The organism is Rhizobium sp. BK060 (assembly GCF_014193145.1).
Taxonomy (GTDB): domain Bacteria; phylum Pseudomonadota; class Alphaproteobacteria; order Rhizobiales; family Rhizobiaceae; genus Rhizobium.
This window is the reverse complement of sequence record NZ_JACHYW010000029.1, coordinates 1-14,907: the sequence shown is the minus strand read 5'-3', so window position 1 is coordinate 14,907 and position 14,907 is coordinate 1. Positions and strand designations below refer to the sequence as shown.

Annotated in this window: 12 protein-coding genes and 1 pseudogene; 3 read left to right on the top strand and 10 right to left on the bottom strand. The window is 59.1% G+C overall.

Going from position 1 to position 14,907, the window contains the following annotated elements; genetic code table 11:
• Nucleotides 1-35: 35 nt before the first annotated feature.
• Entirely contained in the window at nucleotides 36-1,046 is a 1,011-nt protein-coding gene (locus tag FHT71_RS25340) for a mechanosensitive ion channel family protein (RefSeq protein WP_183722541.1), read from the top strand.
• Here FHT71_RS25340 and FHT71_RS25335 read toward each other — a convergent pair.
• From FHT71_RS25335 to FHT71_RS25305, 7 genes are all read right to left on the bottom strand, one after another.
• Complete coding sequence (locus FHT71_RS25335; protein WP_132589781.1) at nucleotides 1,029-1,517, bottom strand: Rrf2 family transcriptional regulator; 489 nt, start codon at nucleotides 1,515-1,517, stop codon at nucleotides 1,029-1,031. The two genes, FHT71_RS25340 and FHT71_RS25335, sit on opposite strands and share 18 nt — an antisense overlap.
• 218 nt (nucleotides 1,518-1,735) lie before the next feature.
• Nucleotides 1,736-3,355 (bottom strand): FGGY-family carbohydrate kinase, encoded by a 1,620-nt coding sequence (locus tag FHT71_RS25330; protein ID WP_183722538.1) that lies wholly within the window; start codon nucleotides 3,353-3,355, stop codon nucleotides 1,736-1,738.
• Between the two features lie 2 nt (nucleotides 3,356-3,357).
• Entirely contained in the window at nucleotides 3,358-4,086 is a 729-nt protein-coding gene (locus tag FHT71_RS25325) for an SDR family oxidoreductase (protein ID WP_183722535.1), read from the bottom strand.
• A 26-nt stretch (nucleotides 4,087-4,112) separates the two neighbouring features.
• The gene (locus FHT71_RS25320) at nucleotides 4,113-5,372 is read right to left on the bottom strand and encodes an ABC transporter permease (protein WP_007798827.1); all 1,260 of its coding nucleotides are present in this window, start codon (nucleotides 5,370-5,372) and stop codon (nucleotides 4,113-4,115) included.
• Nucleotides 5,369-6,190, bottom strand: coding sequence for an ATP-binding cassette domain-containing protein (locus FHT71_RS25315; RefSeq protein ID WP_132589634.1), 822 nt, complete (start codon nucleotides 6,188-6,190; stop codon nucleotides 5,369-5,371). Before FHT71_RS25315 ends, FHT71_RS25320 begins: the two co-directional genes overlap by 4 nt.
• Nucleotides 6,191-6,274: 84 nt before the next feature.
• Nucleotides 6,275-7,360 (bottom strand): sugar ABC transporter substrate-binding protein, encoded by a 1,086-nt coding sequence (locus FHT71_RS25310; RefSeq protein WP_183722532.1) that lies wholly within the window; start codon nucleotides 7,358-7,360, stop codon nucleotides 6,275-6,277.
• 234 nt (nucleotides 7,361-7,594) lie between these two features.
• Nucleotides 7,595-8,491 (bottom strand): helix-turn-helix domain-containing protein, encoded by an 897-nt coding sequence (locus tag FHT71_RS25305; RefSeq protein ID WP_132589638.1) that lies wholly within the window; start codon nucleotides 8,489-8,491, stop codon nucleotides 7,595-7,597.
• Nucleotides 8,492-9,239: 748 nt separating this feature from the next.
• On the opposite strand from FHT71_RS25305, the gene FHT71_RS25300 reads away from it, so the two are divergent.
• Complete coding sequence (locus FHT71_RS25300; protein WP_132589642.1) at nucleotides 9,240-9,749, top strand: hypothetical protein; 510 nt, start codon at nucleotides 9,240-9,242, stop codon at nucleotides 9,747-9,749.
• A 152-nt stretch (nucleotides 9,750-9,901) separates the two neighbouring features.
• Here FHT71_RS25300 and FHT71_RS25295 read toward each other — a convergent pair.
• The 3 genes and pseudogenes from FHT71_RS25295 to FHT71_RS25285 all read right to left on the bottom strand — a co-directional run bounded on the left by FHT71_RS25295 (nucleotide 9,902) and on the right by FHT71_RS25285 (nucleotide 13,673).
• A pseudogene (locus tag FHT71_RS25295) lies at nucleotides 9,902-11,325 on the bottom strand (NAD-dependent succinate-semialdehyde dehydrogenase).
• Nucleotides 11,326-11,347: 22 nt separating this feature from the next.
• Complete coding sequence (ggt, locus tag FHT71_RS25290; protein ID WP_183722529.1) at nucleotides 11,348-12,940, bottom strand: gamma-glutamyltransferase; 1,593 nt, start codon at nucleotides 12,938-12,940, stop codon at nucleotides 11,348-11,350.
• A 91-nt stretch (nucleotides 12,941-13,031) separates the two neighbouring features.
• The gene (locus FHT71_RS25285; protein WP_183722526.1) at nucleotides 13,032-13,673 is read right to left on the bottom strand and encodes a YecA family protein; all 642 of its coding nucleotides are present in this window, start codon (nucleotides 13,671-13,673) and stop codon (nucleotides 13,032-13,034) included.
• Between the two features lie 283 nt (nucleotides 13,674-13,956).
• Between FHT71_RS25285 and FHT71_RS31895 the strand changes: the two genes are divergently transcribed.
• Complete coding sequence (locus FHT71_RS31895; RefSeq protein WP_246718089.1) at nucleotides 13,957-14,418, top strand: hypothetical protein; 462 nt, start codon at nucleotides 13,957-13,959, stop codon at nucleotides 14,416-14,418.
• Nucleotides 14,419-14,907 lie beyond the last annotated feature (489 nt).

Genomic DNA, 14,907 nt, shown 5'->3' with positions numbered 1-14,907 from the left:
GCATGAGGCCGCAACTATCGCGATTGGAGCCTGCCATGTTCAACGAACAACTCTCGTTGCCGCTTGTTCTGATCAATCTTCTCGGAGTTGCCGGCATTGTCGTATGGCATCTCCAGGGTCGCGACCGTCCAACTGCTCGGCTGGTCGTTCAGATCCTGTTTTTCTCTAGCATGACTGCCGTCCTCGCCCTTGCAGGCATTCTGCCGCATCGCGTTGACGAGACGCACTCAACCGGCCTCATGGCATTCCTGTCCATCTCAGCCAGGGTGCTGTGGTGGACACATCTGGCGTGGACGCTCATCGGCTTCGTGCGTATCTATATCGTTCTGGAGCGAAGGCCGCAGGAGGCGCGACTGCTGCAGGATCTGATCGTTGCCGTTGTCTATCTCGGGGTGGCCTTGTCCATCCTGGGCTTCGTCTTCAAAGCGCCCATCGGCACCTTGGTGGCAACCTCCGGCGTCGTCGCCATCATTTTCGGCCTCGCGCTGCAAAATACGCTCGGCGATGTGTTTTCGGGCATCGCACTGACATTGGGGCGCCCTTTTGCCATCGGCGACTGGATCGTGCTCAGCGACGGTACAGAGGGACGTGTCATCGAGAATAACTGGCGCTCCACATTTCTGCTCACCGGCGCTCACAACGTGGTCGTTCTGCCAAATAGCGCCCTGGCGAAAGTGGGCCTTACCAATCTAAGCCGTCCTGACGAGACGCATCAGATCACTCTGCTTATCCGGGTTGCGGCAAGCCACAGTCCGCAGCTCGTCGAGGAGGCGATGCGAACCGCCCTGCAACGCTGCACATACATCGTCCAAGACCCGCCGCCGATCGTCGCTCTGAAGGGGATCGACGCTGTGGCAATCGAGACCGAATTGCAGTTTCGCGTGACCAGTCCGGCAAACAGGACGCCAGCGAGGAATGAAGTCATCGACCTTGTCCACAATCACTGCCGGGAAAGCGGCCTCTCCCTTGCGATGCCGCCCCAGAGCTATCTCTACGCATTGCCGGGCGCAAGCGACGTCAAACTGCGCTCATCCGGCTCTCTCTAGCACCCATTCGAAGCTGCTCTTCCAAAGCTGCGCCGGGATATCCCTGGACAGCGTCTCGATCAGATCGGATAGCCTGACGCTGCGTAGTTTCTGGCGCCACGCTTCGTCGGCTTCCCACATGATGCGCGCCACGGCGCAGGGACCGCTTTCACAGTAGCCGAGCGGCCGGCAGGGGTTGTTGGCTCTGATATTGTTGCAAACAAAGGTCCGCGCGTTGCCCTCGACCGCCTCGACGATATCAAGAAACGTCAGCTCTGCCGGTGCCTTTGCCAATCGATAGCCGCCCGACGGACCGAGGGTCGTATCGACGAGACCGGCTTGCGAAAGGCTCTGCAACGCCTTCGAAAGATATTCCTTGGGAAGTCCGTGGAACTCGGCCAGCGCCTTGGTGGACAGATAACGGCCCGCAGGCAGACCGGCGAGTATGGCGCAACAATGTAGCGCCCATTCGACTTGGCTTTTCAGGATCATCATTTCAGTCCGGATCGATGCTGAACCGCATCTATTAAGGATATAAAATATCCCTATTTCACCGTGAAGTAAACAGACTGAGCTGTGCCGCAATAAAACTTGCCCGCATGCTTCCAACGATCCAGCAGTATCTCGATACCACTAGGACCAGCCAAGCGACTTACGGGTGCCAATACGCTCGACGCAGCGCTGTCGGAGGGCAGGGGCACAAAGCCTCGCTAGTTCATGCCACGCAGCTTTCGGCCGGTTTCCTGCAGCAGCTTGAAGGCCTGATATCGCCGATCATATCTTTCTCTCATCGCACCCGAGGCAGGCCGGAAGACCTTTGCAATGCGCGACATGACGCCCATCGCGCTTGATATGTCGCAGTAGCAGCCACCGGCAACGGCACCGAGCATGGCAGCGCCAAGCAGCACCGGCTCCCGGCTCGTCACGCTGGCAACCTGCGTCGACGTAGTATCGGCGATCATCTGTAGAACGAGAGGGCTGTTTGCTGCACCACCACTGGCTATGATGAGGTCGATATCGATCGCCTTGGCTTCCAATGCGTCGAGCAGCTGCCGCAACCCGTAGCCGAGCCCGGCGAGGCCGGCAACGTAAAGCGCAACAAGCGATGCTTCATCCTCGTCAAGCGCAAGCCCGGCAATCAACGCACGCGCATCAGGGTCGGCAAATGGCGCGCGGTTGCCCAGGAATTCCGGCACCACAATGATCCCCCCGGCAAGATCAGCGGCGCCGTCGCCGGCGCGGGCGGCTGCTCGCTCCAAATAGCCAATGAGCGACAAACCCTCGACCTTGGCGCGTGCCTCGATTTCGGCAGCTGCCGGATGCATGGTCACCAGATGGTCGATGGCCGCGCCTGCCGCCGACTGTCCACCCTCGTTCAGCCACAGGCCCGGGACCATCGCTGAAAAATACGGACCCCAGACGCCGTCAACAAAGGTCGGCTGCTCTGTGGTCGCCATCGAGCATGCCGAAGTACCGAAGATGTAGGCCAGGCGACGGCCGATCTCGGCGCTGCCCAACGCTTCGTTCTCGACCGCCCCAAGTGTCCCGATCCCGCCGGCATGCGCATCGATGAGGGCTGCGCCAACCGGTGTCCCGACCAAGAGACCGAGGTCGGCCGCCGCCTGGCGAGAAAGCCCCGTGCCAAGCGCGGCTCCCGGCGCGACAATTTCCGTCCCAATCCGCTTGAAACCATCTCCTGCCAGATCCTCAAGCCCAATGGCGCGAAAGTAGTCAGCGTCCCAGCGCCCTTCATGGGCGAGATAGGTCCATTTGCATGTCACTGTGCAGACCGATCGCGACAAGCTGCCGGTCGCACGCCAGGTCAGATAGTCGGAAAGGTCGAAGAAGTGGGATGCAGCGTGATATTGCGCGGGTAGGTGCCGCTTCAGCCACAGGAGCTTCGGAGTTTCCATTTCCGGCGAGATGCGACCGCCGACATAGCGCAGAACGGCGTGCTCGCCGGCGTTGATCTCGTCGGCTTCCGCAACGGCCCGGTGATCCATCCAGACGATGATGTTCCTATCGGGATCGCCGGAACTGTTTATGCTGATCGGGCGTCCGTCCTCGGAGACTGCGACCAGCGAGCAGGTCGCGTCAAAGCCGATGCCGGCGATGGAGGCCGGATCGATGCCCGCCTCTTTGACGGCCTGGCGGACGGTGCGCGACACTGCCCGCCAGATGTCCTCACTGGACTGCTCTACGATGCCACCAGCTTCATGCCAGATGGCAATCGGGTGCTTTGCCGATGATAGCAAATCACCGCTCTCGCTGAACACTCCGGTCCGCGCGCTGCCAGTACCGACATCGATTCCGAGAAAGTGACGTCTCATATCTAGAGATCCGTGTTGTGAGGCAGAATGACGAGGTCGCGGATTGTCACATTCCGCGGCCGCGAGAGCATGAACATGACGGCATCAGCCACTTCGCTTGCCTCGATCAGCCCACCTGCTGCGATGGCTTCTTCGAGCTTCGCCTTCGGCCAATCGCTGATCAGGGCCGTGACAACGGGTCCCGGCGCAACGGCGCCGACGCGAATGCCGTGCTTCATCACCTGTCGGCGAACCGTGTGCACGAAAGCCTGTACCGCAAATTTGGAGGCGGTGTAAATCGGCTCCCAAACGACGGGAACGAGACCCGCAATGGAACTGGTCATGATGATGTCGCCGGTCTGCCGCTCAACCATGTGCGGCAGCACGGCCTGAACGGAACGGAAGGCGGCATTGATATTGAGGTTCAGCATGCGGTCCCAGGCATCCGGATCTCCCTCAACCACGTCTCCGCCAATATAGGCACCGGCATTGGCGTGGAAGATATCGAGCTTGCCGAACTTCTCCAGGACCTTCGGCATCATCGTCGCAACACTTTCCGGGCTTGTCAGATCGACGACCAGCGGGAGCGCCTGTGGCCCCAATTCGGCGCAGATCCGCTTTAATGAATCCTCAGCCCGGTCAATGAGGGCGACGTTGACACCCTCATTGATCAATGCCTTTGCGCATTCAAGGCCGATCCCCGAGGCCGCGCCGGTGATTGCAGCGACCTTTCCAGAAAGTTCCTGTCTCATAGCATTCCTTACCTTTTGTCTGGGTTTTACGCGCGTCCGTGGGACACTCGCGAACGGCGTGCAAGGGAGTCGACGATAACGGCAATGGCAAGAACGGCGCCGGTGATCATGTAGCGAAGCGACGATGACAGATCGAGCAGCGTCAGACCGTTGGCAATCGACTGGATAACAATGATGCCAAGCAGTGCCGAATAGGCGCTGCCGCGGCCGCCGAAGAGACTGGTGCCACCGATTACGGCAGCGGCTATCGCATTCAGGTTGACGTCGCCGGTGCCAGCCTGCTGGCTTGCCGATGCAAGGCGCGCAGCAGACAGTACGCCGCCGAGCGCAGCCAGCATCGAGCAGAGCATGAAGGCGCTCGTGTAGATCAGGCGCACGTTGATGCCGGCGCGGCGCGCGGCCTCGCGATTGCCGCCGACCGCCGTCATCGAGCGGCCCCACTTTGTGCGGGTCAGCGCATAGCTCATCGCTACGACAAGGCCGACGAACAGACCGAACATCCACGGAATGCCGCGGTCCTGGTTGAGATAAAAGACGATCAGCTCGAGCACCACGGTAATAATAACCGCACGGAACACGAGACTGCCAAGCGACTGCGAAGACAGGCTAGCCTCGCGGCGCCGCACGACGGTCCGGTAATCGGTCACGAACATCACGATCCCGGGAATGGCGGCCAGAACGTAGGAAACCGGGTCCGGCATGACCAACAGCTGGCCGAAGTTCACCACTGCAGAGCCGTAGGGCAGATTGATCGAACCGGTAGCGCCAAGCAGATAAAGCTGCATGCCGAGAACCGCCAGAAGACCAGCCAGTGTCGAAACGAAGCTCGGCATTCCGAGGCGGTTGAAGAGCAATGCATAAAGCGCACCGATGACACCGCCGGCGGCAAGAGCAGCGACAATCGCCAGCGCAACCGGCCAGCCTTCGTTGACCCAGAGCATGCCGACCAGCGCCGAAGCAAAGCCACTGATCGAGCCCACGGACAGGTCGATCTCGCCAACCATTAAGATGCAGACGATCCCAAGCGAGATGACGCCGACGGTCGATGCATCGAAAAGCAAATTGACGAGGTTGTTGGCCGAGAGGAAGATGGGATTGAGCGACGCAAAGACGGTCCAGATGAGAACTAGGCCGACGACGACCGGCAGCGAGCCTAGATCGCCCGATCTCACGCGATCGGCAAAGGCCCGGATGGCGCCGCTCACGCCGGTTTCATGCTTGACGCGAACGTCGCTCCTATCCAGCAACGGTGCGGATGGCGCGCTCTGATTGGCGTTGCTGCTCATGGGGTTCCTCCGTTCGTGATCTCGCGCGGCGCCTGGCGTCGGCTTGCCCTGCGGGAGACGGAATTGTCGGCGGCTCCTGTGATGGCGCTGACGAGTTCCTGATTGGTGGCGTCGGGATAGAATATTCCATTGTTGCGGCCGAGACGCAGGACGACGATGCGGTCTGCCACGGCCCGCACGTCCTCCATATTGTGGCTGATCATGATCACGCCGAGGCCACGGTCGCGGACCCGTTCGATAAGGTTCAAGACCTCCGCCGTCTGCGCCACGCCGAGCGCAGCGGTCGGCTCGTCGAGCATGATAAGCTTCGGCTCCAACAGCAGCGATCTCGCAATCGCCACCGTCTGACGCTGGCCGCCGGAAAGCGAGGCGATCGGAATGCGGACGCTGGGGATGCGCGCCGACAGCTCATTCAGGAGCTTCCAGGAGCGTACCTCCATCGACACTTCATCGAGCTTTAGCGGACTGGTCTCCCGGCCAAGGAAGATGTTGGCCACGACATCGAGATTTTCGCAGAGCGCGAGGTCCTGGAAAACCGTCGCAATACCGAGATCAAGTGCCGTACTGGGGTCAGCGAGCGTTACGGGTTTGCCCGCGAAAGTGATCGTGCCCGATGTCGGCTGGTGGACACCGGCAAGAATTTTGACAAGTGTCGACTTGCCCGCACCGTTGTCGCCGACCAGCGCCACGACTTCGCCCGCATGCACGTCGAGATCGATATCCGTCAGGGCCGAAACGGCGCCGAAATTCTTGGAGACGCCACGCAGGCTGAGCACCAGCTCGCCGGTCGGGGGCGCGTCATGTTGGTCGTCCATCATCGAGGCAAGCCTTTCCGTATGACTTCGTGATGCCTGCAATGAGCCCCCCGACGACATGCGCCGGAGGACCCTCGGGAGGAGTTCTTAGCTGCCGATACCAAGCTTCTTGCAACCCTCGGCGTAACGATCGCCGCAAAGCAGTTCAGGCGTCTGGATCGGCTTACCGTTGACGGTCTTGTCGATGATTTCGCCCTTCAGGTTCTCTGCAGTCACAAGCGCCGGCGTGAAGAGCTGCGTCGGTGTGTCGAACAGCTTCGTATCCGCCTTCGGCGTCTCACCGGAAAGCAGTTGCAGTGCGACGTTGGCGGCGGCGGCAGCAACGATCTCACTCGGCTTGGAAATCGTGTTGTACTGATCACCAGCAATGATCAGCTGCAGGCCGGCAATCGTCGCGTCATTGCCTGTCACTGGCGGGACCGGATCGACACCGGCAGCCTTGAAGGCAGCGACTGCGGCACCACCAGTACCGTCATTGGCCGCTACGACACCAATGATCTTCTTGCCGAAGCGGGTAATCTGGCCGCTTGCCCACTGCTGTGCCTTCGGCGGCGCCCACTCCGGCGTATCGTATTCGGCGAGAACTCGATATCCACCCTCGGCGATCCCGGCATGGATACCCTTCTTGATCAAGCCGGCGGCTGCATCGGTCGGAGAGCCGTTGATCTCAAGCAGACCACCGTCTTCTGGTTTGACGTTGTTCTTTTTCAAATGCTCGACGAGCGATACGGCAATCATCTTGCCGATCTCTTCATTGTTGAAGGAGACATAGTAGTCGGCTGCCGCGGAAGGGATCGGGCGGTCATAGGCGATAACCTTGACGCCTTGGCTCTGTGCCATCTTCACCAACGAGGCAGCAGCGGTGGAGTCAACCGGGTCGAGGATGATCGCCTTGGCCCCTTGCGAGATCGCGGAGTTGAACTGCTGTTGCTGACGGGATGCATCGCCGTTGGCATTCTGGTAGATCACCTTGCAGCCGGCGCAGAGCTTGGCCATTTCCGCCTGGAAGCCCGGGAAGTCATGCTCTTCGTAACGCGTCGAGCTCTGGTCGGGCATCAGGAAGGCGACAGTCGCGTCGGTGACTTTGGCCGACTGTGCAAAGACGGACGTTGCGCTGAGAAGGCCGAAGGCCAGGATCGCGGCGCCTGCGAGTTTCGTTTTGAGTTGCGTCATTTCGGTTTCTCCATTGAAGAGATCGATTGTTGCAGTGACCGTCTCAGGCGCGTGGTGGCCTGAGTGCAAAGCGCACAAAGCCTCTGTCGGAACCGCGGTCAAAGACCATCGCCGGCCATGCTGCTGAGGCGCACATGTTATGAATCTGAAGACAAGCGTTCTCTCGCGGAGGCCGCCACGGTCTCCGTTCGAACTTGCCATCAATGTGTCCTGTCTCCTCCCTGTCCTCCCTGGTTAGGCGGCCTCCACCGCTTTTTCGTTTTGTGCCCGCAAGGCTCGAAACCTGGAGGGCGGCATCCCTTTCTGCGCGAGAAAGTGTCTGTTGAAATTCGAAAGGTTGTTGAACCCAGACGCGTAGCAGATATCGATAACGGGCATGTCCTCGCCGCTCATCAACAGCTGGCAGGCGAGGTTGATGCGCAGGCGGTTCACATACTGAACCACCGAGAAGCCGGTATGTTTGCGAAACGACCTGGAGAACGCACTCGGCGTTTGACCGGCGATCGCAGCCAGGTCGGTTTCGGAAAATGGCTCCGTTAGTCGCTCACGGATAAATGCCAGGGCCTTGTTGGTGCCGATCGACATATAACCGGACGGATCGGGCTGATAGTCGGACGTGGTCAGCGCCACGCGATTGTTGGCAGCCGTCAGAAGTTCGACAAGCTGCATGAAAAGCGCGATGCGACGCGCACCGGTGGCATCCAGCATCTCCTGCATGATCGGTTTGGCGAGTGCGGCGGTCTCGACAGGGAAGAGGACGCCCCGACGGCTGTCGGCGAGCACCGAGCGAAACCCTTTGAGTTCCGGCAGGATGGCAAGCAGGCCATCGATGAATTGCTCGGAGAACTGCAAAACCATGCAGCGCTGCTCGATGCGCCGGTTGTCGAGGACTTCGCTTACCCAATTGTGCGGCAGGTTCGGGCCGGTCATCACAAAATTCCCCGGCTGGAAATCGCCGATGAAGTCACCGACGAAATAGCAGCCGGAGGTTTCGGTGATCAGGTGGATTTCATATTCGGGATGAAAGTGCCACCGCACCGTATGATAGGGATATCCATGCGACCACATCTTGAAGGACTCGCCGGAACGTATCTGGACGACTTCCAGATCGGGCTCTGATACATCCCTCATACGACTACCCCTCCCAGGGTCTCCTCACTCTGTTACTGGGCTAAAAGCAGGTGGAGCTCTCCCGGTTCCATCCCGCGACCATGAAAGAAGTTTAGCCGGATGCGACAGGGCGCTCCACCACATTTGCCCCTACGCACCGATACTTTTTTGTCATCCGATTCATGATTGCCTGGATGCCCAGCCGTGCATTTCCGGCTAAGTCTGGATCAGTCTGCATCAGCGGCGTTAGGGTCACGGCTCATCTAGGTTCAGCGTGTTCTTCTGGTGCTGCCGCGCAGAGCAGGGTGCAATTTTTAGGGGCTGGCTTGAAACGCAAGTTTTGCCGGCCTTCGAGAGTCGGATTCTGGCGGTCGACCGTGCCGTTGCGAGGATGGCGGCCAGGCTACATGTTCCAGATCCTCAACCGATCAACGACGCTTAAATAGCCGCGACAGCACTGATCCACGGGATGACGGTCGCAACGCGCAACGCTGCTGATTTTATGCCGACCGGCGTTCGTATTCTCAATCCATGGGAACCTTGAGGCTATCGCAGGCCAAGAGCCGATCTTTTTGGCACGATAGGCAATCCATCTGTCTTCAACTTGCTCAATGACCTAAGATTTGGCTGAGAAAGAGCTTGGTGCGATCCGACTGGGGGTTGCCGAAAATGCCTTGGGCTCGTTCTGCTCGACGATTGCCCCTAATCCCCTTGGGGCGTGTAGCAGTTTTGTGGTGCGGATTCCCGCGTCGTTTTGGAGGCAAGATGAATGAAGGCGATGGTAGAGAGTGTTCGAAGAAGCGCAGAAACATCGAACTGGTACGCGGCGCTTGCACTGGCGCTGATGCTGCCGGATGTGTGTTCGAACATCGAAGGAACACCTGGTGGTGTGGGCGCACGCTATAGTAGCTGGTGCGATCGATGGATCTCGCCAATCTACTCGGATCAACATGATATCATCATCCCAGGCGGCGAATTCTATGTGTTAAGGTGCGCCTACCTGCACGAAGGTTCAGAAGACGTTTCCAACCAACAGAAAAAGGATGTCATCGAAAGATATCGGTTTCTTGCACCGCAGGAAGGCCTGACCGTTCATCCACGCCAGATTGGCGGAACCAGAATCTTCCAGCTACCGATACAGCAATTCTGCGAAATATTCTGCATTGCAGCCGAATCCTGGTCGGCAACATTTTTTGCCACACGGCCTGATATGGCAGACAGTGACGACAGGATACTCAAGTTTTATGACCCAGCTGTTGATGGAATTCGTCTTACATAGTTGCGAGTTCGAGCGACCCGCGCCGTCGGGGCTCGATTGCAAAGGGAAGGCCACTTCCTCTTTTCAGTCGGCTTTGGATTTCCGCTTCGAGGCTACCGGACCAAGTGACCTGCCGCGGAACCTTCATCCGGCTGCAATTAGAACCTCAGCGATCAGATGGTCTCCGTCACCAGCTTCATGTTGAAGAAGCTTTCCATCGCCTCCGTCCCGCCTTCTGACCCATAGCCGGAGTCTTTTATGCCACCGAACGGCAACTCCGGCAGCGCCAAACCGTGATGATTGATCGAAACCATGCCGCTTTGCATGTCGCGCCCGAGTGCGGCACCTGTCTTTGCCGACGAGGTATACGCGTAGGCCGCAAGGCCATAAGGCAGGCGGTTGGCTTCCGAAATGGGATTCATACGTCGAAAAAGCGTTGACGACAGCAATCGGGCCGAACGGCTCGTCGTTCAAGACGCGGGCGCAGGGTGGCACGTCGGTGAGGACCGTGGGTTTGTAGAAATTTCCTTGGTTTCCAATCCGTTCCCCGCTGGTCGCAATCCTCCCCCCCCCCCCCGCGAGAGATGGCGTCAGCCGTGAGAGCTTCCATGGCTTCGACGCGCTTTCCGCCGGCAAGGGGGCCCATTGTTATCTCTGCGTCCAAGCCATTGCCCACCTTGATGGCCTCTGCCGCTTTCACGAAGCCGGCGAGGAACCTAGAACAGACCTTCTCCTGGACGAGGAAGCGAGTCGGAGCAACGCAGACCTGGCCGGCATTGCGGAATTTCGAGCCGGACAGGATCCGCACGGCGACATCCACGTCGGCATCGTCAAAAACGATTGCTGGGGCATGACCGCCTAGTTCCATCGTCATCCGCTTCATATGCACACCGGCAAGTACGGCAAGCTGCTTGCCGACAGCTGTCGAACCGGTGAACGTAATCTTGCGAATGATTGGGCGCGCAATGAGGTGGTTGGAGATATCGGCGGGAGTGGCATAAACGAGGTTGAGGGCGCCGGTTGGCAGTCCGGCATCGGCGAATGCGTAGACAAGTTCGGCACAGCTCGCCGGTGTCTCCTCCGGTCCCTTGAAAATGATCGAGCAGCCTGCAGCAAGACCTGCCGCAACTTTACGAACGGCCTGGTTCAAAGGAAAGTTCCAGGGGCTGAAGGCGGCAACGGGGCCGACCGGCTCTTTGAGGAGGGGCGAACCGGGGAGGGGCAACCCGACCGTACGCCCTTCGGGCTTCCTCGGCGAACCAGTCGATCATATCGGCTGCTCCCAACGTCTCCGCCCCTGGCTTCGGCGATCGGCTTGCCCTGCTCGAGGGTCATGATCGTTGCGATCTTCTCAACCCGGTCCCGCAGCAACTGCGCAGCCTTGTGCAACACCCTCGCACGATCGAAAGCGCTGACCTCACGCCAGATGTCAAACCCGGACTCGGCTGCGACAAGTGCGGCATCGAGGTCGTCGCGGCCGGCATTGGCGACAGGTCCGATGATTTCACCTGTGGCTGTTGACGATCGGCAGGCGATCGTTCGAACCGTCCCGCCAAGCGCCATCGATAAAGAGTTGGGTTTCTGGGTAGTCCGACAAATGGTTCTCCGATGCTCTTGAATCAGTAACCGAGGGCACAACCATCCTTGCGATGGTCCGACGCCCCGAGCAGGGTTCCGTGCTCTTGGTCAATCCAAATCGCCTGCGCGCCGCCAATCGCCGATTTCGGAGGAACCACTTTGAGGCCTCGGCCCCTGAGATTTTCGCCAATCGCGGTTCGAATTGTTTCCTCCGCTTCAATCGTTAGTGTGCCGGGGAGGGGGAACAGACGAGGAAGATCGACCGCCGATTGGATATCCATGCCGAAGTCGAACAGCTTCGACAGAAAGTGAGCATGTCCCATAGCTTGATAGTGACCTCCCATAACACCGAACGAGAGGGTCGCTTTGCCGTTTCGCGTGACCATTCCTGGGATGATCGTATGCATCGGCCTCTTGCGCGGGCCAATCGCGTTTGGATGCCCCTCCTTCAGCACGAAACTCTGGCCGCGGTTGTGGAACAGCACGCCCGACTTCGGTGCCATCAGTCCGCTGCCGTAGGGATGGAAGACCGAATTGATAAAGCTGACGGCATTGCGGTCTTTGTCGACCACCGAGATATAGACCGTGTCCGAGTGCTCGACGCCTTCAACGACACCCGTGACATTACCAGCTTCTTTCAAGTTGATGCTCGAGGCAAGACGGTCGGCAAGTTCATCCGACAGAAGAAAATCTGCCGGGACATTCAAGAAGGCGGCGTCTGCAAGCCAACGTTCGCGCGCTGCATAGGCAAGCCGGGTCGCCTCGACTTCAACATAAAGGTTGTCGGGATCGAGGGGGTCGCCTGACGGCGCAAAACGCTCAAGAATCTTGAGGATCATCAATGCAATGATACCTTGCCCATTTGGTGGGCATTCGTGAACCGTCCAGCCGCGATAGGTTGCGCTGATAGGGGTGACATATTCCCCAGCGGCGGATGCGAAATCCTCGATTGTGTGCAGACCGCCGAGCGAGCGAAGATAAGAAACCATGTCTTCGGCGACATCGCCGCGATAGAAGGCATCCCGGCCGTGGCTGCCGATCGCCGACAACGTCTGTGCGAGTTGCGGCTGACGCTGAATGGATCCAACTGCGGGAACTTCATCGTTGTCGAGGAAAATGCGGCGCGTCGACGGGTCGAGTGCGAGCATGGCGCGCTGATGCGAAATATCAGCGGAAACGCGCGGTGTAATGCCATAGCCGTCATGCGCAAGCGCGATTGCTGGCGCCAAGATATCGGCCATCGACATGCGCCCATGATCTGCGACGAGGCGCGTCCAGGCGTCGACAGCGCCGGGAACGGTCACCGCGTGAGGCGAAGACCGCGCGATCTCGGAAATTCCCTGGTCCTTGAACCATTTGAGATCCACGGCCGCGGGTGTGCGACCAGACCCGTTATAGGCGATCACCTGGTCGCCTCCGTTGGGGGCTAGCAACGCGAAACAATCGCCGCCAATGCCGGTGGAGCCTGCCTCGACCACGCACTGGACGGCGCAGGCTGCTACTGCCGCATCGATGGCCTTGCCGCCACTTTTGAGGATATCGATAGCGGTCATGGTTGCCATGGGATGGGAGGTGGCGGCCATGCCGCTACGGCCAACGGCAATCGAGCGCCCCGGTTGTTCGAAGTTCCGCATGCTGTTGTCCTTTCAGCGTCAATCAAGGGTTCTTCCGCATATTTGGTGCAGGTCAGGGGTCTTCGCCTGCTTGCGGTTTCGCTATGGTTGTTCAGGAGGCCGTTCCACAGCATTTTTTGAATTTTTTGCCTGATCCACATGGGCAGGGATCGTTTCGGCCGGGACTGGCAAACGAGCGCAAGCCAGCAGAGACGCTCTTCTTCTCGAGTTCGGACATACGCCAATAGGCCGCAATTGCCAAAACGGTGTCCGGCAGGGCCTCAATTGCGTCGTCAATCACCTGCTCTTTTTCCTCGGTGGCGAGTTCATCGGGCAGATTGCCGGGATCACAGAGCATCATGATGGGAACGAGCAGCATCGCGGCTTCAGACTTGAGCATCTTCGTCCAGTGACGCTGGCGCAACGCGAAGGACTCGACAAAGCCGTCAGCCCAGTCCCAGGCGATGACGGTGTCGCCGGATTCCCAAAAAATAGGCTCGACGGTCTCGTTGTCGATTTGCCGGACGATCTCGTCGTACCGGCCCATAATGGCCCCAAGGACAGCCTGGGCTTGGCTCTCATCGTCGAACTGAGGCGTAGTCTCGCCCCAGATAACCGGCAACCACTCGTCGGGCGGGATTGCCTCCGGCCCGACGGCGATGCCGGTCAAAAAGCCATCTAGATCGGACAGCAGCATACTCTCCGCTGGAGAACTGTCGGACATGAGATAGGCTTCGAGATCATCAAGGCTCATTGCTTCGGTGAAGGATGTCTGATGCGCAGTCATATCGCGATCCTTGTAGAGCTTCGAACAAATCTAAGGCCGAGGCGCCGCCACAGGCAATGCTGAATGGTTCCAGTCACCGTTCAATTGTCCGCACACTCGTGCCGACCTGTGGCGCAATCTGCCTCGCACAGGTGATCCCCGCATCACCCAGGCGCATCACCTTCTCATACAGATCACGACGTTGCCGCTTTCGCTGGTGCCGCAAGCTTTGCAGCGATGTTTGCTTCTGCGATGGGTGTTCTCGGGCCTCATGACTTCCTGCGGCGATCTCATTCATCGCGGCGACGCTGCCAAGATGGACAGCTTTGCGATAACGACCGACCGCCAGACGAAGAGCCTCACCCAGATTCGCGAGAAGATGCCATCGATCCGCGATCTGAGCGGCATCAGGGGCGCCTCGTCGCGCCCCTTCTGCATAAACGCCAGCACGGTCGCGGGCGATGATTTCTACGCCGGAATGTCGGGCAAGCCATTCGGCTACGACATCAGCATTTCGTTCGGGAAGCAGATCAAGAACGCGGTTGCGTTCCAGATCGCAGACAATCGTGCCGTAACGCTGACCCTTGCGCCAGGCCCAATCGTCGATACCAACGATCCGAGGGGCAGGGTAGGCTTCATGCACCGATGCGCTCACCATTCGCAAAAGTGTATCGCCGCTCACAGATGGTCAGCTTTTGCGATAAGCGACCGCCGGGCTCGCCTCCTGCCGTAAGCCCGACCGCTGTTTGCGCCGCTCTGAGGCGGTTGGTTCGACGGGTTTGGTGGAAACCAATTCCGGAAATCGTTCGGTGAAGATACGCGTTACGCATTGTCTGTCGACACAACGAAAACGCCTGGCACGAAGTCGGATCGCTGCAGCTTGATCCTGGAAAGGCAGATCGGCAAGCCGGCGCAGGTAATGGCTGTGAACGCGCCCGCTGGATCGGTCGCAACTGGGGCTTGCCGAGGCCGAAATCGACCGCGCCGAAATAACGACTGTCCCACCTTGGCGATCGACCTCCACGACCTCGAAATTCTCTGGAAGCAACGAGTTGAAAAAATGAAGCACGAGCAAATCACTGCATAGACTACGATTCCGAATCTATGACCGTATTCGCGCCGTACGTGAATCTGGAGGGTTATGTGAGGTCGCATCCGTCGTCGCGGCGAGCTCGAGCGACCTCACATAAGCCGGATTGAAGTAAGGCGCGGGTTGTTTGCC

Excerpts from the sequence above, each read along its gene's own strand:
- FHT71_RS25340 (WP_183722541.1), top strand. The coding sequence starts at position 36 with ATGTTCAACGAACAACTCTCGTTGCCGCTTGTTCTGATCAATCTTCTC.
- FHT71_RS25335 (WP_132589781.1), bottom strand. The coding sequence starts at position 1,517 with ATGATCCTGAAAAGCCAAGTCGAATGGGCGCTACATTGTTGCGCCATA.
- FHT71_RS25330 (WP_183722538.1), bottom strand. The coding sequence starts at position 3,355 with ATGAGACGTCACTTTCTCGGAATCGATGTCGGTACTGGCAGCGCGCGG.
- FHT71_RS25325 (WP_183722535.1), bottom strand. The coding sequence starts at position 4,086 with ATGAGACAGGAACTTTCTGGAAAGGTCGCTGCAATCACCGGCGCGGCC.
- FHT71_RS25320 (WP_007798827.1), bottom strand. The coding sequence starts at position 5,372 with ATGAGCAGCAACGCCAATCAGAGCGCGCCATCCGCACCGTTGCTGGAT.
- FHT71_RS25315 (WP_132589634.1), bottom strand. The coding sequence starts at position 6,190 with ATGATGGACGACCAACATGACGCGCCCCCGACCGGCGAGCTGGTGCTC.
- FHT71_RS25310 (WP_183722532.1), bottom strand. The coding sequence starts at position 7,360 with ATGACGCAACTCAAAACGAAACTCGCAGGCGCCGCGATCCTGGCCTTC.
- FHT71_RS25305 (WP_132589638.1), bottom strand. The coding sequence starts at position 8,491 with ATGAGGGATGTATCAGAGCCCGATCTGGAAGTCGTCCAGATACGTTCC.
- FHT71_RS25300 (WP_132589642.1), top strand. The coding sequence starts at position 9,240 with ATGAAGGCGATGGTAGAGAGTGTTCGAAGAAGCGCAGAAACATCGAAC.
- ggt (WP_183722529.1), bottom strand. The coding sequence starts at position 12,940 with ATGCGGAACTTCGAACAACCGGGGCGCTCGATTGCCGTTGGCCGTAGC.
- FHT71_RS25285 (WP_183722526.1), bottom strand. The coding sequence starts at position 13,673 with ATGAGCCTTGATGATCTCGAAGCCTATCTCATGTCCGACAGTTCTCCA.
- FHT71_RS31895 (WP_246718089.1), top strand. The coding sequence starts at position 13,957 with ATGACTTCCTGCGGCGATCTCATTCATCGCGGCGACGCTGCCAAGATG.